Raw genomic sequence first — 22,112 nt, forward strand, 5'->3', positions numbered from 1 at the left:
TAGCGTCCTCAACGCTTGTAGGAATTCTGGGTTTGCCTACCTTTTTTAAACAACCATGCAGCAGCCCTCTCGTTTGAAACATTACATTTCCATGGAGTGATGGCCTTTCGCTTGACGCTAACCCCCGCTGTCGTAGACTCCGCACATCCGTCAGGGAGTAGCGGTTATGCAGCGTTTTCGCGGTTGGGTTATCGGATTGACCTTAATAACGTGTGCAGTTCAGGCGCAAACGCCCGGGCCAGACGATCCGCTGCTGGATAACCCGGCGCCCGGGGCGGCCACTGCGAGCAGTGAGGCGCGGGGGGTGTTGCGGGCTCGCGATCAGGCGACGCTGGCCAGTGAGCTTTCCGGGCGGATTGTCGAGTTGCCGTTCAGCGAGGGCGAGTCGTTCAAAAAGGGCGATACGCTGGCGCGTTTCGATTGTTCGGCCTATCAGGCGCAGCTCAATGCCGCGCAGGCGGCCAGCCGGGGTGCCGGTGAAGAGTTGGCGCACAACAAGCAGTTGGCGGCACTCAATTCCGTCGGACGCTTCGAAGTGGCGCGGGCCGAGGCCAAGGTCAGCGAAACCCAGGCGCAATCCCAGGTGTACCAAGTGCAGGTCAAACGCTGCAGCGTGATTGCGCCGTTCGATGGGCAAGTGGTCGAGCGTAAAGTGCAGCGCTATGAAAGCGTGCCGGCCGGCGCACCACTGCTCGATGTCGTCGATAACCGTACCCTCGAAATTCATCTGCTGGTGCCCTCGCGCTGGATGGCCAGACTCAAGCCCGGCCAGACCTTCAGCTTCGTGCCCGATGAAACCGGCCAGCCGATCGACGCCACGGTGAAACGCCTCGGCGCGCGAATCGATGAGGGCAGTCAAACCCTGTTGCTGGTTGCAACTCTCCCCGAAGCCAAAGGTTTGCTCGCCGGCATGAGCGGCACCGCGCGTTTCCCGGAGCTTAAGTGAACGCCCCGGTGAGCGGCGCCGCCGAACAGGTGTTCGCGCGCTTTCTTGATCTTGAGCGCCAGACCCGCGCTGCCCGCGATGCCGCGCAACTGGCCTACAGCCTGGTCAACGACGGCCAGTCGTTGTTTGGCTTTCGTCATGCCGCGTTGTTGATCGCCGGCAAGGTACAAGCCGTGACCGGCGTCAGTGCGGTCGAGCCAAATGCGCCGTTCGTGGCGTTCGTCGAGCAGGCCGTGGCGCAGTTGTTCAAACAGGATGTGCTGAAGCAGGCGCGAGTGATTGCCCCAGAGTTACTGAACGACAGCATCCAGTCTGACTGGCGTTCATTGTCGGCGGCGCAGGTGTTCTGGCTGCCGTTGATCGACCACGACGCTCAGGTGTTCGGCGGTTTGTGGCTGGCCCGCGATATGCCGTGGAACCCTTCCGAACAAGTCCTGCTGTCGCAACTCGGCGACACCTACAGCCACGCCTGGCTGGCGCTGCAACCGCGCAAACCGTGGCGGCTGCGCTGGACCCGTAAACGTCAGGTGGCATTGCTCGCCGTACTGTTGCTCGGGCTGTTGATCCCGGTGCGTCAATCGGTGCTGGCTCCGGCTGAGGTGGTGCCACTGGGCGGCCGCGTGGTGGCGGCGCCGCTGGACGGGGTGATCGCCGAGTTTCTGGTCAAACCCAATCAGACGGTGAAAACCGGTGATGTGCTGGTGCGTTTCGAAAGCACCACGCTCAAGGCGCAGGCCGATGTTGCCGAGCGTGCGTTGGGTGTGGCCGAAGCTGAGCTGAAATCCAATTCCCAGCGCTCGTTTGCCGATGCCGAGTCGAGCGCAAAAGTCGACTTGCTTGCCGCCCGTGCCGAGCAGAAACGCGCCGAGCGCGACTACGCCCGCGAACTGCTCAAGCGCAGCGAAGTGCGCGCCGAGCGCGACGGTATTGCGGTGTTCGCCGACGCGGAACGCTTGACCGGCAAACCGGTGCAGACCGGCGAGCGCCTGATGGACATCGCCGATCCGAGCCAGGCTGAACTGCGCATCGAACTGGCAGTGGGCGATGCGATCTCGTTGGCGCCTGGTGCCGAAGTGGCGTTGTTTCTCGACAGCGATCCGCTGAAGCGCCATCTCGCCACACTGGAACGCTCGGCGTACGAGGCGCAGCCGACGGCGGGCGGGCAACTGGCCTATCGGCTCGACGCCAGTTTTACCGAGGCGCCGCCGCGTATCGGCCTGCGCGGCACAGCGAAAATCTTCGGTGATCGCGCGCCACTGGCGCTGTACCTGCTGCGCCGGCCATTGGCCGGTTTGCGCCAGAGCGTGGGCCTCTAAATGAACCTGCCGAGCCTGCGTGCCGACCTGCAATTGTCGCCCGCGGCACCGGCCTTGGACGGTTCGCCGCGCTGGACCCTGGCCGACCCGGTGCGCGGCCGTTACTTCAAGCTCGGCGCGGCGGCGATGCGCCTGCTGCTCCACTGGTCGTTGGGCGACGCCGAGCAAGTCTTGCGCGCGGCCAATCGTGAACCGGGCTTGCCGCTGGACGGCACGGAGCTTGAGCAGTTGCTGGAATTTCTTCGCGGCCACGATTTGATCTCTGCGCTCGACGATCAACAGCGCGCCAGCTATCGCCTCAAGGCCTTGGCGCAGAAGCAAAGCCTGTGGCAAATCCTCCTGCATCAATACCTGTTTTTCCGCATTCCGCTGTGGCGCCCGGACGCATTTCTCAATCGCGCATGGCCGTGGCTGGAGCGTTTTGGCCCACGGCTGTTGCGCTATGGATTGCCGACGACGTTGGCGTTGGGTGTGTTTCTGGTCTCGCGCGACTGGCAGCGTTTTGTCGGAACGTTTCCGCACCTGTTCAGCCTCGGCGGCGCGCTGGCGTTTGGCGTGGCGTTGTTCTTTGCCAAGCTCTGTCACGAATTCGGCCATGCGTTCATGGCCAAGCGCGCCGGGTGTCGAGTGCAGAGCATGGGCGTGGCGTTCATGGTCTTGCTGCCGATGTTCTACACCGATGTCAGCGACGCCTGGCGGGTCAATGATCGCCGTGCGCGATTGCTGATCGGTGCCGGCGGTGTCCTCGCGGAATTGCTCTTGGCGTGTATTGCGCTACTCGCATGGTCGTTGCTGCCGGATGGGCCGGGGCGCACAGCGGCGTTCATGCTCGCCAGCGCCACGTGGATTACCACGCTGGTGGTCAACCTCAATCCGTTCATGCGTTTCGATGGTTATTTTCTGATCAGTGATTTCTGGGAAGTCGACAATTTGCAGGGCCGCGCATTTGCCCTGTGCCGCTGGCGCCTGCGTGAGTTTTTGTTCGGTTATGGCGCCCCGGCGCCGGAGCCGTGGTCGCCGAAGATGCAACGGCGTTTGCTGATCTGGGGGTATGGCTCATGGTTATGGCGTGCGGCGTTGTTTTTCGGGATCGCGCTGGCGGTCTATCACTTGTTCTTCAAGGTGTTGGGGATCTTCCTGATGCTGGTGGAACTGGTCTGGTTCATCTTTCTGCCGATCATGCGTGAGTGGCGCCAGTGGTGGAGCCGCCGCGAACAGGCGCATGGCCCGCGCGTGCTGCTCAGTGCGTTGGCGCTGCTCGGGTTGTCGCTGGTGCTGATCGTGCCGTGGCGCAGCTCGGTGGAGTTGCCGACCATGCTTGAAGCCGGGCGCGCCAGTGCCCTGCATGCGCCGACGGCGGCAAGGGTCAAAGCGGTGCAGGTGGCGGACGGACAGAAGGTCGCTCAGGGCGATGTGCTGATTGAACTGGAATCGCCGGATCTGGAATCGCGACTGGCGATCGTGCGCCGGGAAATCCAGATCCAGCAGCTGTTGATGCGCCGTCAGGCCAGTCGCAGCGAAACCGCTGCCGATGCCGGCATTGTCGAGCAGCGGCTGGCAGAAGCGGTCGCCGAGTACCGAGGACTGACGGCGCAACGCGAGCGCCTGTTGCTGCGCGCACCGCAGGCCGGCAGCGTGCGTGATCTGCTGCCGAACATGACGGTCGGGCGCTGGCTGTCGACCCGCGATACGCTGGCCCGGGTGGTCGAGGACGGCGCACGCCTGCGCGGTTATCTCGCCGAAGCCGAACTGTGGCGAGTCAAACCCGGCGCCAACGGCCGCTTCATTGCCGATGACCCGATGCACCCGGCGCTCGCCGTGCAGCTGAATGAAATTGACACCAACGGCGTGGCCTACGTCGATCAGGAGGCGCTGACCTCCGACCATCACGGGCCGATTGCCGTGCGCCGCGATCAACAGCAGCGGGCAGAGCCGGTGCAGGCGCAATACGGCGCGCGGCTCAGCGTGCTCGACACAGCGCCGACACCGTTACAACCGTTGCGCGGCGTGGTGGTGTTGCAGGGCAGCGGTGAATCATTGCTCGGCGTGGCATGGCGGCGAATGGCGGCGCTGGGCGTCAGGGAAAGCGGTTTCTAACGGAGAGCACGATGGCGGACAACGCAGCAGTGGCGGCAGAGGGATTGGTGGTGCGGCCTTCGCGGGCAACCGACGGGCCGTTTTTGCAAAGCCTGTATCAGACAGCGCGGCCGGACCTGCAATGGATCGACGGCGAGCCGGAACAGGTGCAGCAAGTGATCGCGCAGCAGTTCCAGGTGCAGGAACAGGGCATTGGCGACAACTACCCCAACGCCATGCACTACGTGGTGGAAAAACTTGGCAGCGCCATCGGCGCGTTGAGCACCGATTTCGGCGCCAACGAGATTCGCGTGTTGTATCTGGCGTTCATCCCGCAGGCGCGCGGCCAGGGTTATGGCCGCGCCGTACTGCAAGGCGTGCAGAAAGCCGCGCAACAGATTCGCTGCCCGGTGGCGACGGTGGTCTGGACCAGCAATCCCCATGCGCGACGGCATTATCTGGCGCTGGGTTTCGCTGTAGAAGAACGCAACCCCGCCGCCGAACGCCTCGTCTGGTACCCGCAATAACCCCCTGTAGGAGCTGCCGCAGGCTGCGATCTGTTGATCTTAAAAACAACAAGATCAACAGATCGCAGCCTGCGGCAGCTCCTACATGAAACCCATCAATTAAAGGTGATGTGGAAGTAAGCCAACTTCGGGTCCCGGCCCATGGGGGGTACCCGTGATACGAAGATGTCGTCGACCCGCCCCAGTTCCGGCAATTCAAGCGCACACAGTCCATCGATAAATCCCGTCGGTTGCAGGCTGCTCAATTCGACGCTGAATGGCATGCGCTCGCTGTAACGCATTTTCGCCAGCGGTTTCTCTGCGAGTTCGTCGATATGGATTTGCAACGCGCAGCCATCGGGCAGATACAGGGTGCCGATCCGCCCGAGAAGTGCCTGGAAGTGTTGGCTTTTAACCGTTTGCAGCATGTTCTCGCTCCGGCAAAGTGGGGAACCGGGGGAAGGTGATCCCCCGGTGGTCGATCAGTTACGCGAAGGGAAAATGCCCTGCAGCGCGATGCTGAAGTTGAGCACCAGATACGGGTTCATGATTGCCATCGGCAAGCCGTTGCCGGTTGGCGAGATCGTGCCGCTGATGGTGGTCGCGGCGCCTTTGAGCGGAATGGCTGAGGTGCCTTGGGCATCGGAAAAGATATTCGCCAGACCCGGCCCGGTACCCGATGCACCGATGTAGGCATTGGTCGCCGTCGGAGCGCCCAGCGGGTTGCTCGCCGGGTTGGCCAGTTGCACGGTGGTGGTGGCGGTGAGGCCGGCGAGGGTGTGGGTGTGGTTCGGCAGGTTGTTGAGGGTCGCGGTGACCTGTTCGGCGCCGGAGATTTCACCCATCACCCGTGGCGTCAGGCCCGGGCCGTTGCCCTGGCAGATCGGCATTCGGCTTTGCAAATTGGGCAGCCCGAAGGTCTGGACACCATTACCGCCATAGGTGGTGCCCAGCAGTGCAAACAACGCCTGGTATTGCGAAAGGTTCATCAACTGCCCGTTGCACTGCGCCCATCCACTGGGCGCGTAATTGAAGGCAAACGTCAGAACAGTGCCCATGTAAACGTCCATAAGATCCTCATCCTTTTGATTGGTGGTCGGCGGGCCAATCGTGGATTCGGGCAGTGCTGATGCCTTCACCTGCCATGGCCAGGTCACGCCACGCCAGAGCGTAGACGCGGATTGGCAAGGTTGCCGGATGTCGTGAAGTCGCAAATCGGCATCGACGGCTCTCCCGCGCCTGACCTAGAGTGACTGGCAGGACCGGACTCATACAGGCGTGGTGTTGTGGCACGGCAAGAGGAAGCGATGGCGGTCAACAGAGTTACGCCAGTGGGCGACACACAGGATCCGCACGCGACACCGGGGTCGTGGTTTGCCCGCTTGCCCTTGATCCGTTGGGCCCGGGAGCACTGGCTGCTGCCGATCCTGCTCCTGGCCGCCGCTGCGCGCTTTTACGACCTGACGGCTGCGGCGATCTGGGGCGATGAAGGTTCCAGCCTGCTACTGGCGCGCTACTCGCTGGGCGATATCTGGCGCCACGCGGCCTTCGATGTGCATCCGCCGCTGTACTTCATGCTGCTGCATGGCTGGATTGAACTGTTCGGCGACGGGATTTTTGCCATCCGCTGCCTCAGCGCGCTGGCTGGCATTGCGGCGGTCGGGATGGGCGTCTGGCTGGTGGATCGCTTGGCCACGCGCCGCGCTGCGATCCTCGCCGGCCTGCTACTGGCGTTGTTGCCGACGGCGGTGCGCTACAGCCAGGAAGTGCGCATGTATTCGCTGCTCGGCCTGCTGTTGATCGCCGCGACGCTGGCGCTGGTTTACTGGATCCGCCGCCCGCAGCGTCACCGCTATCTGGTGTTTTATGCACTGTTGATGACGGCGGCGTTCTACACCCATTACTTCGCCGTGCTGGCGGCGCTGTGTCACTGGGTCTATCTGGGGGTGATCCGGTTTCAGCGCGGCTATCGCTTGCGGCATATCCAGCGTCCGGCCTGGTGGCTGGCGAATCTGCTCATCGCGTTGCTGTACTTGCCATGGCTGCCCAACTTGCTGGGTCTGATGCAGCACATGGAACAACTCAAGGTCGGTGGCGATGTCGGCTGGGAAGACCCGGTGACGCTGGCGTCGTTGCCGTCGATGATCTGGACATGGCTGATCCAGGATGACGGCGAACACCTGCCGTTGCTAGTGTTCGGCGCGTTGCCGCTGGCGTTGTTGCTGCTGACGGCGGTGGCGGTGCTGCGGGATCGCAGCGTGTCGCGCGGCAGTGTCCTGTTGGCGTTGTACACCGGCTTACCGCTATTGCTGGTGTTTGCGGTGTCGTTCATCACGCCGCTGTTCATCGAACGTTATCTGACCGCCTACGCATTGGGCTTGCCGCTGCTGGCAGCGCTGGCCATTGACCGCTTGTACAGTCGCGTGCGGATGCTGGCTGTGGCTGTGGCGGTGCTGGTGTCGTTGCTCGGGGTGGAAATGGTCGGCCTGAACAACAACGCCACGGTCGACAGCAATGATCAGTTCGATCGCGTGGTGAATTACGTCAATCAGCATTTCCAGCCCGGTGATCGCATCATTACCAGCGACATGCTCTGGTACTTGAGTTACGTCTACTACGATCGCACCGGCGCACAGGTGCGGCTGTACACGCCGCCGGCTGCGGACGGCCGTTCGACGCGGCCCAATGAATATGGTTTCGGTACGCTCGTCAGCGACCAAGTCTACCTCGACAGCCTTGCCGAGGTTTCCGGCAACGCGCGGATATGGCTGGTCGGCACCCAGGATGACCCGGCAGAGTTTGCACCCATGCCCGCCACTTGGCAGATCAGCGCGCAAGTCCATGCGGGCGGGGCGCAAGCTCGCTTGATCACGCCGAAATCGGCGGCCGAATAGCGGCGGTTGCGACTAAAACGATTCACCTTCAAATTCGCGATTAAAAGTTAATCATTTAGTTCTTTTTGCTCTTGGCTGATATCAAAACACTACTAGTCGCAGGGTTACTGTTGGACTACGCTTTGTCGGACAAAAGGACTTTCGATGACGGTGAAGGGATTGCAGCAGTTCCACTTTATCTCCGGCTTGCCGCGCTCAGGCTCCACCCTGCTTTCTGCGATTCTTTTGCAGAACCCGCGCTTTCACGCCGGCATGACCAGCCCGGTCGGCTCCCTCTTTTCCAGCGTCCTCGATCAATGCAGCTCCGGCAGCGAGTACGGTGCGGTGATCGACACTGACATGCGCCGTCGCCTGTTGCGCGGTCTGTTCCAGTCCTTCTATGCCGACAAGGCCGACAAGCCAGTGGTATTCGACACCAACCGGCAGTGGAGCTCGCGTCTGCCGGCACTCAACGACCTGTTTCCCCAAGCCAAAGTCATCGCCTGCGTGCGCAACGTCGCTTGGGTGATGGACAGCCTCGAACGGCTGTACCGCGCCAATCCTTTCGAAAACACCAAACTGTTTGGCGATGCCGTCGAGCGCAACACGGTGTACAGCCGTTGCGAAACCCTGGCTCAGCGTAATCGCCTGGTGGGTTTTGCCTGGGCGTCGCTCAAGGAAGCCTATTACGGCGAACACGCCGACTCACTGCTGATCATCGATTACGACCTGCTGACCCAGGCGCCGGAGCGCGTGCTGCGGCTGGTCTATGAATTCATCGGTGAGCCTTGGTTCGAGCACGATTTCGAGCATCTGGCCTATGACGCGCCGGAGTTCGACCAGGGCCTTGGCCTGGCCGGCCTGCACAAGGTCAAACCCAAGGTTGCCTTGCAGTCGCGGCGCACCATTCTGCCGCCAGACCTGTTCAAGCAATACGCTGATTTGTCCTTTTGGCTCGATGGCTCAGCCAGCGCCGCCAATGTCATTCGTATGAAGTCCGACGCCGCGATCAGTTGATCGCGGCGTTTTTCATTGATGCCTTACGTACCTTCGTTCGAGTTCGGGTGAGCAACATGTGGTGGAGCATTTTTGGCGGTGCAAAGGTCAAGTCTCGGGCAACCGCAGGTCAGCGTTCACTGGCCTCGCCGATGATCATGTCGCTGGAGCCGCGCATGCTGTTCGACGGCGCGGTGGCCGCCACCGTCGCCGATACCGCTGCGCAAGCCGACAGCCATGCACCCACCGCTGCCGATGCGGCCAAGGCGCCGGCAGCCGATCATCCCGTTGCGAGCAAGGACACCCACGGCCAGGCTGATGCCACGCCGGCCGTCAGCCCGGTCGCGGTGCCCGGCCAGAGTGTGGTGTTCGTCGATTCGCGGGTGAAGGATGCCGACAGCCTGCTGCAAGGCATTGCTCCCGGTACGCAAGTGGTGAAACTCGACGCGACCAAGGACGGTTTGCAGCAGATCGCCGACTTCCTCGATCAACATCATGGCGTCAGTTCGGTGCAGATCATTGCCCACGGCAATGCCGGTGATCTGTGGCTGGGCAACAGTTATCTCTCTGCAGACAACGTCGCTCAACGCAGCGCGGTCCTGGCTGAAATCGGCAAGGACATGAACGCTGGCGGCGACATCCTGATTTACGGTTGCTACACCGCCGAAGGTGACCGCGGCTTGAGTTTCGTCGACTCGCTGGCGCAGTTGACCGGGCGTGATGTGGCCGCTTCGAACAATCGCACCGGTGTCGGCGGCGACTGGGACCTGGAGATCGCCACCGGCACCATCGAAAGCGCCAACGTACTGTCGAGCAAAGCCATGAGCGAGTACCAGTGGGGCCTGGCCACCTGGACGGCGACCAATAACCTCAATTCGGGCGTCGGCTCGTTGCGCGCAGCCCTGGCGTCGGCGCAGAACGGCGATATCGTCACGTTCAGTTCCGGCATGACCGTGCAGCTCACTTCTGAGCTGCTGATCAACAAGAGCCTCACCGTTGACGGCGATCTGAATAATGACGGCGTGGCCGACGTGACCCTCGATGGTCAGTACAAAACCCGCGTCGTGGAAGTCACCTCCGGCAGCACCGTGACCCTCGACGGCCTGGTGATCACCAAAGGTCTGGTGGCCGGCAATGGTGGCAATGGCGGCTCAGCGGCGGCCGGGGCCATGGGCGGCGGTATTTTCAACGCCGGCATCCTTACCCTTAACAACGTGACCGTTACCGCGAACGCCGCTTCCGGCGGCGGTGGCGGCGGTGGTGTGACCGGCGGTTATGTTGGTGGTGGCGGAGGCGGCGGTGCGGGTATCGGTGGCCAGATCGGTGGCCATGGCGGTTCTTCCGGCCCGGCCACCGGCACCTATGCCGGGGGGGCGGGGAGTGCCAATGCCGGCGGCTATGGCGGCGGTTACAGCCCGACCGACATGGGCGGGCGCGGCGGCACCAGCACCGGTGGCGCGGGCGGCAATGGCGGCAGCGCCGGTGCCGGTTACAGTCATGGCGGCAATGGCGGTTCGGCCAGCAATGGCAGCCTGTCGATTGGCGGCGGCGGTGGCGGTTCCGGCTGGGACAAAGTCGGTGGCGTCGGCGGCAATGCGGCCGGCGGTATCTACAACGCTTCGACCGGTACCCTGAAAGTCATCGGCACCTCGGTCATCAGCAACAACATCGCTGCCGGTGGCGGTGGCGGGGGCGGCGGTGGTGTCGGCAGCAACGGCGCCGATGGCGGTGCCGGTGGTCGCGGCGTCGGGGCGATCTGGAACAACGGCGGCGTGGTGCTGATCACCGCGAGCAACTTTGCTGCAATCAGTGGCAATGGCGCGGCCAGCGGTGGCGGCGGACTGTCGAACGGTGGTTCTACCGGCACGACGCCGAGTGCGCTGGTGGGTATCTTCAATAACGGCGGTACGCTCAACACCGCCTATGTGGAGCCGCCGACCGCAACCATTGTGATGGCCGATACGGCACTGAAAATCGGCGAAACCTCGCTGGTGACCATCACTTTCAGCCGCGCAGTGAGCGGTTTCACCAACGCCGACCTGACCATCGCCAATGGCACGCTGACGGCGGTGAGCAGCAGCGACGGCGGCCTCACCTGGACGGCCACCTTCACCCCGACCAACAACATCACCGACGCCACCAATCTCATTACCCTCGACAATACCGGCGTGACAGCGATCAGCGACGGAGTCGCGGGCGTCGGTACGACCAACTCGGTCAATTACACGATCGATACTGCACGGCCGACCGTGACCATCGTGATGGCCGATACGGCAATAAAGATCGGTGATACCTCGTTGGTGACTTTCACCTTCAGTGAAGCCGTGAGCGGTTTCACCAACGCCGACCTGACCATCGCCAATGGCACGCTGACGGCAGTCAGCAGCAGCGACGGCGGCATCACCTGGACGGGGACGTTCACCCCGACCGCCAGCATCACCGATACCACCAACCTCATCACGCTGGACAACACCGGCATCGCTGACCTGGCGGGCAACGCCGGCAGCGGCACCACCGACTCGAATAATTACGCGATCGACACCGTGCGGCCGACGGCGACCATTGTTGTTGCCGATACCAATCTGGCGGCAGGCGAAACCTCGGTGGTGACCATCACTTTCAGCGAAGCGGTGAGCGGTTTCACCATCGCCGATCTGACCGTGGCCAACGGCACGCTGAGCGGACTGAGCAGCAGCGATGGCGGCATTACCTGGACGGTCACGCTGACGCCAACCACCAGCGTCACCGACACCACCAACCTGATCACGCTGGACAACACCGGGGTCAATGATCTGGCCGGCAACGTCGGCAGCGGCACCACCAACTCCAACAATTACGCCATCGACACCGCGCGGCCGACGGCGACCATCGTGGTCGCCGACAACGCGCTGAAAATCGGCGAAACCTCGTTGGTCACCATCACCTTCAGCGAAGCGGTGACTGGATTCACCAACGCTGACCTGACCATCGTCAACGGTACGCTGACAGCGGTCAGCAGCAGCGATGGCGGCATCACCTGGACGGCGACTTTCACCCCGACCGCGAGCATCACCGATGCGACCAACCTGATCACCCTGAACAACACCGGCATCAGCGATCTAAATGGTAATACCGGCACCGGCACTACTGACTCCAACAACTACGCCATCGATACGGTGCGACCCACCGCCACCATCGTTCTCGCCGACAACAACCTGAAAATCGGTGAGACCTCGCTGGTGACCATCACCTTCAGCGAAGCGGTGAGTGGTTTCACCAATGCCGACCTGACCATTGCCAACGGCACGTTGACCGCGGTGAGCAGCAGCGACGGCGGCATCACCTGGACCGCGACTTTCACGCCGAGCGCCAACGTCACCGATGCCACCAACCTCATCACCCTCGACCAGACCGGCGTCGCTGACCTGGCCGGCAACGCCGGCACTGGCACCGTCGATTCCGGCAACTACGCCATCGACACCCAGCGCCCGACCGCCACCATCGTGGTGGCGGATTCCAGCCTGAGCGCCGGTGAAACGTCGTTGGTGACCATCACTTTCTCGGAAGCGGTGAGCGGCTTCACCAACGCTGACCTGACGATTCCCAACGGCACGTTGACCGCCGTCAGCAGCAGCGACGGCGGCATTACCTGGACCGCGACTTACACGCCGACGGTGGCAATCAATGACGCAACCAACGTCATCACCCTTGCCAATACCGGCATCGCCGACCTGGCAGGTAACGCCGGCGCGGGCACCACCAATTCCGGCAACTTCACCATCGACACCGTAGTGCCGACGGCGACCATCATCATTGCCGACAATTCGCTGAGAATCGGCGAAACCTCGCTGGTGACCATCACCTTCAGCGAAGCGGTGACCGGTTTCACCAATGCCGACCTGACGATTGCCAACGGCACCTTGACGGCGGTGAGCAGCAGTGATGGCGGCATCACCTGGACGGCGACTTTCACGCCGACCAGCAACATCACCGACGCCACTAACCTGATCACACTCGACAACAGCGGCGTACAAAACCTGTCCGGCAACGCGGGCAGCGGCACTACCGATTCCAACAACTATGCCGTCGATACCCAGCGCCCGACCGCGACCATCGTGGTCGCCGATACGGCGCTTGGTGTCGGTCAGACCTCGCTGGTGACCATCACCTTTAGCGAGGCGGTGAGTGGTTTCACCAACGCCGACCTGACCATCGCCAACGGTACGATGAGCGCGGTGAGCAGCAGTGACGGCGGCATCATCTGGACGGCCACCTTCACGCCGGCGGCGGGTATCACCGACACCAGCAACCTCATCACCCTGGACAACACCGGCATCGCCGACCTGGCGGGCAATACCGGCAGCGGCACCACCGATTCGAATAACTACGCGGTGGACAGTCAGCGTCCGACCGCCACGATCGTCATGAGTGATGCCGATCTGCGTCCCGGCGAAACCGCGCTCGTCACGATCACCTTCAGCGAAGCAGTCAGCGGCTTCGACAATAGCGACCTGAGCGTCGCCAACGGCACGCTGAGCAACGTCTCGTCGAGCGACGGCGGCATCACCTGGACGGCCACGTTCACGCCGACCATCGGTGTCAGCGACGCCAGCAACCTGATCGTCCTGAACAACAGCGGCATCAGCGATCTGGCCGGTAATGCCGGCACCGGCACCACCAACTCGGCCAACTACGCGGTGCAGACCGAAGTGCCGACCGCGACCATCGTCGTTGCGGATACCGCGCTCAAGGCCGGCGAAACCTCGACGGTGACCATCACCTTCAGTGAAGCGGTCAGCGGTTTCACCAATGCGGATTTGACCATCGCCAATGGCACCCTGAGCAACGTCGCCTCCAGTGACGGCGGCATTACCTGGACGGCGACGTTCACGCCAACCAGCAACATCACCGACACCAGCAACCTGATCACCCTCGACAACAGTGGCGTGACCAACGCCTCCGGCAACAGCGGCGTCGGCACCACCGATTCGAACAATTTCGCCATCGACACGGCGTTGCCGACCGCGACCATTGTGGTCGCCGACAATCGCCTGGGCATCGGTGAAACCACCACGGTGACGATCACTTTCAGTGAAGCGGTCAGCGGGTTCGATCTCTCGGACATCAGCGTCGCCAACGGCACACTGGCCAACCTGACCAGCAGCGACGGCGGCATCACCTGGACCGCCACGCTGACGCCGACGGCCAACGTCAACGACACCACCAACCTGATCATCGTCGACACCGCCGGTGTGCAGGATCAGGCTGGCAACCTTGGCGCCAGCATCGCCATCTCCAACAATTACGCGCTGGATGCGACCCGGCCAACGGTGGACATCGTGGTCGCCAATCCGCACTTGGGTATCGGTCAGACCACCACGGTGACCTTCACCTTCAGCGAGGCGGTGAGCAATTTCGACCTGTCCGATCTGAGCGTGACCAACGGCGATTTGAGCAACCTCAGCAGCAGCGATGGCGGCAAGACCTGGACGGCGACGTTCACGCCGACGGCCAATGTCAGCGATCCGAGCAACTTCATCGCGCTGGACACCAGCAACGTCACCGATCTGGCCGGCAACGTCGGCAGCACCGTCGCGGTGTCGAACAATTACGCGCTCGACAGCGAACGGCCGACCGCCACCGTCGTCATCACCAACCCGAACCTGGGCATCGGCCAGACCTCGCAGGTGACCATTACCTTCAACGAGGCAGTCAGCGGCTTTGATCTGGCCGACATCAATGTCGGCAACGGCACCTTGTCCAACCTGAGCAGCAGCGATGGCGGCAAGACCTGGACCGCGACACTGACGCCGAATGCCAACGTCAACAGCGCCAGCAACGCGATCAGCGTCAACAGTGCCGGGGTCAGCGATGCGTCCGGGAACAGCGGCAGCGGAGTCAGCAGTTCCAACAACTACGCCATCAATACAGTGCCGGTGGTCATTCCGCCCATCGTGCCGACCACGCCGACCAGCGTCGTGATCCCGGATCCGCTCATTCGCAGCAGCGACCCGGTGGTGCCACCACCGCCGCCGAACGTGCCGCTGCAACCGGTCATCTTCACTCCGCCAACCGGCGATCTCGGTTCACCGCTGACCTTCGCGCCGTTGTTCGAGCAACGGGTGATCGGCAACGGCATCCGTCCGATTGGCGATATTTTCATCAATCACGGCGCCCTCAGCCGCAGCTTCATCGCGCAGGTGTTCAGCAGCAGTGACAGCGGCGGCGATGGTTCCGGCCACGGTTTCCTCGGCTTTGGCGGTGGTGATGGCGGCGTATTCGCCAGCAGCACGCTGGCGAGCCTGTTCAATCAGGACAGCGCCGCCGAGCGCGATTCGCTGAACGCGTTTGGCAGTCACTCACTCAAGGCCGGGGATATTTCCCAGGGCCTGCGCGGCGTGTTTGGCGCACCGACGCTGGGCCAGCAATTGCAGCAACTCAAAGACAACGAACAGCACCGGGTCGATAGCCTGGCCGCGGCGCTGCAACAGGTCGGCATCAGCGAAATATCGGCCTGAACGAACCATTACTCAACACTGTGCAGGACCTAGGGGCGATCCAGGGATGAAGACAAGTCAGAAGTTGTTCGGCGCCAGCCTGCTGGCGCTGGCGATCAGCGGATGTGCAGTGACCAGTGAACCGATTGAACGCAGCGTCAGTGAACAGCGCGCCAAGACCGACCTGCAAAGCATGTACAAGGATCAGGAACCGCTGCGCGGGCCGTTGACCCTGCACCAGGCCATGGCCCGTGCCGTGAAGTACAACCTCGAAGGCCGCTTGAAGATCATGGAGGAAGCGCTGGCCAAGCGGCAGCTCGACCTCGCCAGTTTCGACATGTTGCCGCGCATGGCGCTGGACGCCGGTTATGTCGGGCGCAACAACGTCAACGCCTCCAGCAGCCAGAGCGTGCGCACCGGCACCCAGTCGCTGGAACCATCGACCTCGCAGGATCGCGACCGCGAGGTCGCCGACCTGACCATGGTCTGGAACGTCCTCGACTTCGGCGTCAGTTACATCAGCGCCAAGCAGCAGGGCGATCAGCGCCTGATCGTCCAGGAGCGTCGACGCAAGGTGATCAACACCATCGTTCAGGACGTACGCTCGGCCTATTGGCGCGCGATGGCCGCCGAGCGCCTGCTCAAGCAGATCGACAGCCTGATGGCGCGGGTGCAGACCGCCCGCGACAACAGCCAGACCCTGAGCGATCAACGCATTGGCGATCCGGTGCAATCGCTCGGTTACCAGCGCTCGTTGATCGAAGCCACGCGCCAGCTGGAAGAACAGCGTCGCGCCTTGTCGTTGGCGAAAACCGAACTGGCGACGCTGATCAACCTGCCGCTGGGCACCAACCTGACGCTGGCCACCGATGACGGTTATCAGATTCCGCAGCTTAAGGTCGATCTGGCGAAACTCGAACAAGAAGCCCTGACCAGTCGCCCGGAACTGCGCGAGCAGGATTACCAGACACGCATCAGCGCCGCCGAAACCCGCAAAGCCATGCTGCGCTTGTTGCCGGGCCTGGAGTTCTCCGCTGGCGGCCATTACGACAGCAACTCCTTCCTCGTCGAACAGGGCTGGGCCGACTACGGCGTCAAAGTCACCTGGAACCTGTTCAACGTAATCTCCGCACCGGCGGCGATCAACGTCGCCAAGGCTGGCGAAGAGGTCGCCACTGCGCGGCGGCAGGCGATGTCGATTGCCGTGCTGGCGCAGCTCTACGTGGCCAACGCCAACTATCAAGAAGCGCTGCGTCAGTTCAAGACCAACCAGCAATTGTCGGATATCGACGGGCAGATCGTTGGCCAACTGCGCAACCGTCATCAAGCGGCGGGGATTGGCGAGCTGGAGCTGATTCAGGGCGAGCTGAACAACCTGCAAGCAGACCTGCGCCGCGATTTGTCGTACGCCGATCTGCGCAATGCCTACGGCCAGATTTTTGCCAGCGCCGGCCTCGATCCGCTGCCGGATCAAGTGCAATCCACCGAAGTGCAGTCGATCGCCACCGCGCTGGCCAATCGCGAGTCGGCGTGGGCGGCGGGGGATATCTCGGTGCCGGTGGTGGCGCATGCCCCAGCACAATGATGTGCTGGCACCGAACGCCAGCATCAGCCGCACGCAACGCGAGGCCCGCAATGGTCATCGCGGTGCGGCGATCCTGCTGACCGGTTTGCCGGCGGCAGGCAAATCGACATTGGCGCAAGCGCTGCAGGCCACGTTGTTTGGGGATGGTCGGCAAAGCGTGGTGCTCGACGGCGACAGTTTGCGCACAGGCCTCAACCGGGATCTGGGCTTCAGCGATACCGATCGCCAGGAAAATATTCGCCGCGCCAGCGAACTCGCGGCGCTACTGGTGGACAACGGGCAGATCGTGATTCTGGCGATGATTGCGCCGCTGGCCGAGCTGCGTGATGTGTTCGCACAGCGCTTGGGTGACGACTATCGCGAAGTCTGGTGCAGCGCGTCACTGGCGGTGTGCGAGCAGCGTGATCCGAAAGGGCATTACGCCCGCGCCCGACGCGGCGACCTGCTCGGGTTTACCGGCATTTCCGCGCCCTATGAGCCGCCGGCGCAGCCGTCGTTGGTGCTCGACACCGGCGCGCAATCGGTCGACACCTGCCTCGATCGGCTGCTGACCTGGCTCGGGGAGTGTTCGGTGTTGCCCAAGACATGAGCCGCCCGGCGTATTCGCGATTGCCAGTAACCGTGGATTTGCCCTTGCTGTTGCAGGCGCTGTCAGCGATTGCCGACGACGCCTGGCGCAGCCATTTCAATGCCGGTTATTTTTCCGGCGACTGGAGCGGGGTGGCGCTCATTTCGGCGGTCGATGCGCTGACCGAACTGTCCCCCGGACGCGGTGAGCCGGTGCAACGCGCAGCTTGGCAGCGTGATCCGCGCTGGTCGCGCGCGCTGCAGGATTTGCCGCTCGATATCGTCAGTGCCCGACTGTTGCGCCTGGGGCCGGGCGGCCGGATTCATGAGCATCGTGACTACGATCTTGATGGCCCGGACGCTGATCTGCGTTTGCACATTCCGTTGCTCAGTCCGCCCGATGTCGATTTCTGGCTCGACGGCCGGCGTGTGCCAATGCAGGCGGGCGAATGCTGGTTTCTCGACCTCGCACGTGCGCATCGGGTGGCTAACCGCGACACCTCAGCGCGAGTGCATCTGGTCCTCGATTGTCGGCCCAGTGTCTGGCTGGCGCAGATGATTGCTCAAGGTCTGCCGGACACACCCGCGCCGGAGTTGTCTGATAGCGCGCTGCAACGTTTTCAGCGTCGGGTGGCTGAGGATGCCGCGTTGTCCGCCGAGTTGCAGGCGTTGCATGATCCGCAAATCTTCATCAGCCGGACACTGGTGCTGGCCGCTGAACAGGGTTTGGAGATTTCTCCCGAAGAACTGCGCGCGGCCATGCGCAATGGCCGCCGGCAATGGACTGAACAATGGAGCCACTGAATTTCGACGGCTGGTTGCCCATTCGTATCTGGCCGGTCGCTGGGCAATGGCAAGTGGATTGGTGCTGGTTCGGCGACACGCCGTTGCATCAGCCATTCTTCCGCGAGGCGGTCGATGATGCGTTGCGGCTGCCATTCAACCAGGCGTTCCGGCGCAACACGCCATTGGCGGCGTTGACCGCTTGGCAAGCGCAGAGCCCGGGAATCGCCCCGAGCGCATTCATTCTGCATGCCTCGCGCTGTGGTTCGACGTTGATCAGCCAGATGCTCGCGCAGCTCGACGATCACATCGTGGTGTCCGAACCGCCGCCATTGGACGCGTTGTTACGCAGCGACTTACCGGCCGCCGAACGTCAGGCTGCAATTGCCGGATTGCTTTCGGCGTACGGCCAGCGCCGGCGCGGTGTGGAAAAACGCCTGGTGATCAAACTCGATGCCTGGAACATCGGCGAATGGCCGCTGTTGCAGGCCTGTTTTGCCGATACACCGTGGTTGTTTCTCTATCGCGACCCGTTGGAAATCGCGGTTTCCCACCTGCGTCGGCCGGGCATGCACATGGTCCCGGGGATGCTCGGCGATTGCGTATTGGAGGATGGGTTGCAGTTCGAGGGCCGTGAAGATTTTATCGCGCGGCGTTTGGGGCGGTTGTTGGACGCGGGGTTGCTGCATTGTCGGGATTCGGCCGGTTTGGCGGTGAATTACGGCGAGTTGCCCGATGCGATGGCAGGGCGTTTGGCGCGGTTCTTTCGATTGAATGATTTGCAGCGTCAGCAGGTTTTCGCGGCCGCCGCGCGGCATGCGAAGCAACCCTCAGAGACGTTTGTTGCCGATGCTGAAGACAAGCGCCGCGAGGCTTCGGCGCTGTTGCAGGCGCGTGTGCAGACGTGCGCGCGAGCGCCCTACGAAGCTTTGGAAAAATTGCGTGGTGCCTGAAAAGATCGCAGCCTTCGGCAGCTCCTACATTGGAATGTGATCCCCTGTAGGAGCTGCCGCAGGCTGCGATCTTTTGCTCCTCAGGACTTGCCGGACAAATCCGCCATGCCCTTGAGCAATTCAATCGGCAACGGAAAGACAATCGTCGAACTCTTATCGCCGGCAATCGAACTCAAGGTCTGCATATAGCGCAACTGCATTGCCCCCGGCTGGCGGCCAAGCATTTCCGCAGCCTGCATGAGTTTTTCCGAGGCTTGCAGTTCGCCTTCGGCGTGAATCACTTTCGCTCGCCGTTCCCGTTCGGCTTCAGCCTGTTTGGCGATGGCGCGGACCATCGATTCGTTGAGGTCGACATGCTTGATCTCGACATTGGCGACCTTGATCCCCCACGCATCGGTCTGCGCGTCGAGTACCTGCTGGATGTCGATATTCAACTGTTCGCGTTCGGCCAACAGCTCATCCAGTTCGTGCTTGCCGAGCACGGCGCGCAGGGTGGTTTGCGCCAGTTGGCTGGTGGCAGAAAGATAATCCTCAACCTGAATAATCGCTTTCTGCGGATCGAGGACGCGGAAATACAGCACAGCGTTGACCTTCACCGACACGTTGTCGCGAGTGATCACGTCCTGCGGCGGCACGTCGAGCACCACCGTGCGCAGGTCGACCCGAACCATTTGCTGCACCACCGGTATCAGCAGGATCAAGCCGGGACCTTTGACCTGCCAGAAGCGTCCGAGTTGAAACACCACACCGCGTTCGTATTCGCGCAGGATGCGAAACGTCGAGCCGGCCAAGGCAATGACCAACAACAGCAGCGCCACAAAACCGATTTGCAGACCCATGATCACTCTCCGAGCGGCGCCGCGTCAGTCGCGGCCACTTGCAGCAACAATCCCTGGCGACCCACCACGCGCACCGATTGCCCGGTGTGCAGCGGGGTGGTGCTGAGCACTTGCCAGCGCTCGCCTTGCAGTTGCACCCAGCCGTTACGCGCATCGCCCGGTTGCACCGTGGTGATCGCGGTCACACTGCCGAGCAGGCCGGCGTCGCCACTGACGGCGTGGCGCGGACGGGTTTTCAGGGCGCGAATCAGCAGCGCGATCAACAGCAGGGCGCTGATCAGGCCGAGACCGATCATCATCGGCACCGGCAACTCGGCGTTACTCAGCATCAGTGCTCCGATGACGAACATGATGATCCCGCCCAAACCGATCACCCCGTAGTTGGGCAGCGCGGCTTCAGCGATCAGAAAGACAATGCCTAACGTAATCAGCCACAAACCGGCCGGACTCATGGCCGGTAACGGGCTGTCGGCGGCGAGGGCTGAGCCGCTTGTCAGCAGGAGCAAGGCAAACGCACAACATCGACTGTTCACGTGACCCTCCGCGAGCGTCATGTCTGTTTCCTACAGTCTAGTTGAGGGTTGCGCTGGCTGAATCTTGATCAATGAGCGGATGTGTCCGGTGAGCGGATTTACCTTTGCCAGCCATCCGCCGAACTAGACTCAAAGACACGGCAACCACCGTTTAGCGCAACACCGAGGTGCATCATGCGTATGGCAAAAAAGGTGCAGAGCAGCCTGAACCGCGCGCACTGCGAATACGACATCGTCGCCCACCGGCACTCATCGAGCAGTCTGGAAACCGCACGGGTCGCCGGGGTGCCCGCCGAGCGTGTGGCCAAATCGATCATCCTCGACGACCACCACGGGCATTATTTGATGGCCGTGCTGCCCGCCAGTCGTCATCTGGACCTGAGCAAGGTGCGCACCAGCGGCGAATGGCAACTGACCCGCGAAAGCAATCTGGCGCACATCTTCGACGACTGCGAACGCGGTGCGGTGCCGCCACTGGGAGATTCCTACGGGCTGGACATGGTCATCGACCCGTTGCTGACGCGGCAGAAGGATATTTATCTGGAGGCGGGCAACCACAACTACCTGCTGCACATGAGCATGCCCGAGTTTCTGAAAATGGTGCCGCATGCCGAGGTGCGGGAGTTGAGTGATTAGGTGTTGTGGCGTCAGTGCCGACGCCATCGCGAGCAGGCTCACTCCTACAATTGGCATGCGTTCAACCTGTAGGAGTGAGCCTGCTCGCGATTAATCTTCCATACACCACATCTTTGAAGGAGTTGATCAATGGAACAACACACCCACAGCCTGCCATCCCTGTTCAAACAACTCGGCCTTTCCGACGACCCGGTCGACATCGAAAAATTCATCGCCACCCATTCCCCGCTCAAACCAGAACTGCACTTGGCCGATGCGTTTTTCTGGACGAAGAGCCAGTCGCAGTTTTTACGGGACGAGATTCTGGATGACGCCGATTGGGCGGAGGTGGTGGATCAGTTGAATGTGTTGTTGCGAAAGGGGCGGGAGGGCTGACTGAACGCCCACCTCTTGTCATTCAATTGAGTGGAACGGTTGTTGACGATCAAAAAATAGACCAAAATCACGACCTCAATTGAGGTCTTTTATTATGCAAAGCGTTCTGGCCGATATGGCTGTCAGTGTCTCAGAATTAAAGAAAAACCCATCCGCAGTGCTGAGCGGCGCACATGGCGGGGCTGTGGCCGTTCTTAACCACAATCGCGTCATGGGCTACATGGTGCCAGCAGACGTTTACGAAGCAATGATGGAGCGGCTTGATGATCTGGAGCTTGCTGAAATCGTTCGCGCCCGCAGCCATGAGACGCCAATTTCGGTAAGCCTGGATGACCTATAAGCTTGAATTTCTGCCGTCTGCTCACAAAGAGTGGAACAAGTTGGGTCATACACTACGAGAACAATTCAAAAAGAAGCTGGGCGAGAGGTTGAAGCTGCCAAGGGTTTCTGCTGATGCTCTGCACGGGATGCCGGACTGCTACAAAATCAAACTCAAAGCTTCCGGCTATCGCTTGGTATATCAGGTGATCGATGAGCGCGTTGTTGTTTCGGTTGTCGCAGTTGGTAAGCGCGAGCGCAGCAGCGTTTACGAGAATGCAAAAAAGCGCTGATTAATCACTGGTCGCCTTATTTCTCTGTCTTGTCAGGCAAT

The 22,112-nt window shown here is 61.9% G+C and carries 19 protein-coding genes; 15 read left to right on the plus strand and 4 right to left on the minus strand.

Going from position 1 to position 22,112, the window contains the following annotated elements; translation table 11 throughout:
* Positions 1-166 precede the first annotated feature (166 nt).
* The 4 genes from P3G59_RS00815 to P3G59_RS00830 are packed head-to-tail and all read left to right on the plus strand — an operon-like array spanning position 167 to position 4,865.
* Positions 167-946, plus strand: a complete 780-nt coding sequence (locus P3G59_RS00815; RefSeq protein WP_277760075.1) for an efflux RND transporter periplasmic adaptor subunit — start codon at positions 167-169, stop codon at positions 944-946.
* Positions 943-2,262, plus strand: a complete 1,320-nt coding sequence (locus P3G59_RS00820) for an HlyD family efflux transporter periplasmic adaptor subunit (RefSeq protein ID WP_277760076.1) — start codon at positions 943-945, stop codon at positions 2,260-2,262. The genes P3G59_RS00815 and P3G59_RS00820 overlap by 4 nt, the downstream gene beginning before the upstream one ends.
* Positions 2,263-4,359 (plus strand): biotin/lipoyl-binding protein, encoded by a 2,097-nt coding sequence (locus P3G59_RS00825; RefSeq protein ID WP_277760077.1) that lies wholly within the window; start codon positions 2,263-2,265, stop codon positions 4,357-4,359.
* Positions 4,360-4,370: 11 nt separating this feature from the next.
* Positions 4,371-4,865, plus strand: coding sequence for a GNAT family N-acetyltransferase (locus P3G59_RS00830; protein WP_277760078.1), 495 nt, complete (start codon positions 4,371-4,373; stop codon positions 4,863-4,865).
* Positions 4,866-4,960: 95 nt separating this feature from the next.
* Here the strand turns inward: P3G59_RS00830 and P3G59_RS00835 are convergent, their stop codons facing one another.
* Both P3G59_RS00835 and P3G59_RS00840 read right to left on the minus strand, forming a co-directional pair.
* The gene (locus P3G59_RS00835; RefSeq protein ID WP_277760079.1) at positions 4,961-5,272 is read right to left on the minus strand and encodes a hypothetical protein; all 312 of its coding nucleotides are present in this window, start codon (positions 5,270-5,272) and stop codon (positions 4,961-4,963) included.
* 54 nt (positions 5,273-5,326) lie between these two features.
* Positions 5,327-5,914: a tail fiber protein gene (locus P3G59_RS00840; RefSeq protein ID WP_277760080.1), complete on the minus strand. Its 588-nt coding sequence runs from the start codon at positions 5,912-5,914 to the stop codon at positions 5,327-5,329.
* 237 nt (positions 5,915-6,151) lie between these two features.
* On the opposite strand from P3G59_RS00840, the gene P3G59_RS00845 reads away from it, so the two are divergent.
* The 7 genes from P3G59_RS00845 (at position 6,152) to P3G59_RS00875 (ending at position 19,077) form a co-directional block, all read left to right on the plus strand.
* On the plus strand, positions 6,152-7,738 hold the full coding sequence (locus P3G59_RS00845) for a glycosyltransferase family 39 protein (RefSeq protein ID WP_277760081.1): 1,587 nt from the start codon (positions 6,152-6,154) through the stop codon (positions 7,736-7,738).
* A 150-nt stretch (positions 7,739-7,888) separates the two neighbouring features.
* A complete protein-coding gene (locus P3G59_RS00850) occupies positions 7,889-8,734 on the plus strand; it encodes a sulfotransferase (protein ID WP_277762102.1) in 846 nt (281 codons plus the stop codon).
* Positions 8,735-8,790: 56 nt separating this feature from the next.
* Positions 8,791-15,210: an Ig-like domain-containing protein gene (locus P3G59_RS00855; RefSeq protein ID WP_277760082.1), complete on the plus strand. Its 6,420-nt coding sequence runs from the start codon at positions 8,791-8,793 to the stop codon at positions 15,208-15,210.
* 46 nt (positions 15,211-15,256) lie between these two features.
* Positions 15,257-16,774, plus strand: a complete 1,518-nt coding sequence (locus tag P3G59_RS00860; RefSeq protein WP_277760083.1) for a TolC family protein — start codon at positions 15,257-15,259, stop codon at positions 16,772-16,774.
* A complete protein-coding gene (gene cysC, locus P3G59_RS00865) occupies positions 16,758-17,363 on the plus strand; it encodes an adenylyl-sulfate kinase (RefSeq protein ID WP_277760084.1) in 606 nt (201 codons plus the stop codon). Before P3G59_RS00860 ends, cysC begins: the two co-directional genes overlap by 17 nt.
* Positions 17,360-18,145, plus strand: a complete 786-nt coding sequence (locus tag P3G59_RS00870) for an aspartyl/asparaginyl beta-hydroxylase domain-containing protein (RefSeq protein ID WP_277760085.1) — start codon at positions 17,360-17,362, stop codon at positions 18,143-18,145. The genes cysC and P3G59_RS00870 overlap by 4 nt, the downstream gene beginning before the upstream one ends.
* Entirely contained in the window at positions 18,133-19,077 is a 945-nt protein-coding gene (locus P3G59_RS00875; protein WP_277760086.1) for a sulfotransferase family protein, read from the plus strand. The genes P3G59_RS00870 and P3G59_RS00875 overlap by 13 nt, the downstream gene beginning before the upstream one ends.
* 80 nt (positions 19,078-19,157) lie before the next feature.
* On the opposite strand, the gene P3G59_RS00880 is transcribed toward P3G59_RS00875, so the two are convergent.
* Complete coding sequence (locus P3G59_RS00880; RefSeq protein WP_007917711.1) at positions 19,158-19,916, minus strand: slipin family protein; 759 nt, start codon at positions 19,914-19,916, stop codon at positions 19,158-19,160.
* A gap of 2 nt (positions 19,917-19,918) precedes the next feature.
* Positions 19,919-20,449, minus strand: coding sequence for an NfeD family protein (locus P3G59_RS00885; protein WP_277760087.1), 531 nt, complete (start codon positions 20,447-20,449; stop codon positions 19,919-19,921).
* A gap of 174 nt (positions 20,450-20,623) precedes the next feature.
* Here P3G59_RS00885 and P3G59_RS00890 point away from each other — a divergent pair, with 174 nt between their 5' ends.
* From P3G59_RS00890 to P3G59_RS00905, 4 genes are all read left to right on the plus strand, one after another.
* Positions 20,624-21,085, plus strand: coding sequence for a YbaK/EbsC family protein (locus tag P3G59_RS00890; protein WP_095047033.1), 462 nt, complete (start codon positions 20,624-20,626; stop codon positions 21,083-21,085).
* Positions 21,086-21,214: 129 nt separating this feature from the next.
* Positions 21,215-21,460, plus strand: coding sequence for a DUF2789 domain-containing protein (locus P3G59_RS00895; RefSeq protein WP_277760088.1), 246 nt, complete (start codon positions 21,215-21,217; stop codon positions 21,458-21,460).
* A gap of 94 nt (positions 21,461-21,554) precedes the next feature.
* Positions 21,555-21,800, plus strand: a complete 246-nt coding sequence (locus P3G59_RS00900; RefSeq protein ID WP_095122322.1) for a type II toxin-antitoxin system Phd/YefM family antitoxin — start codon at positions 21,555-21,557, stop codon at positions 21,798-21,800.
* Positions 21,790-22,071, plus strand: a complete 282-nt coding sequence (locus P3G59_RS00905; RefSeq protein ID WP_064389059.1) for a type II toxin-antitoxin system RelE/ParE family toxin — start codon at positions 21,790-21,792, stop codon at positions 22,069-22,071. The genes P3G59_RS00900 and P3G59_RS00905 overlap by 11 nt, the downstream gene beginning before the upstream one ends.
* Positions 22,072-22,112: the final 41 nt, after the last annotated feature.

Source organism: Pseudomonas sp. A34-9, assembly GCF_029543085.1.
In the GTDB taxonomy this organism is placed as follows: Bacteria; Pseudomonadota; Gammaproteobacteria; order Pseudomonadales; family Pseudomonadaceae; genus Aquipseudomonas.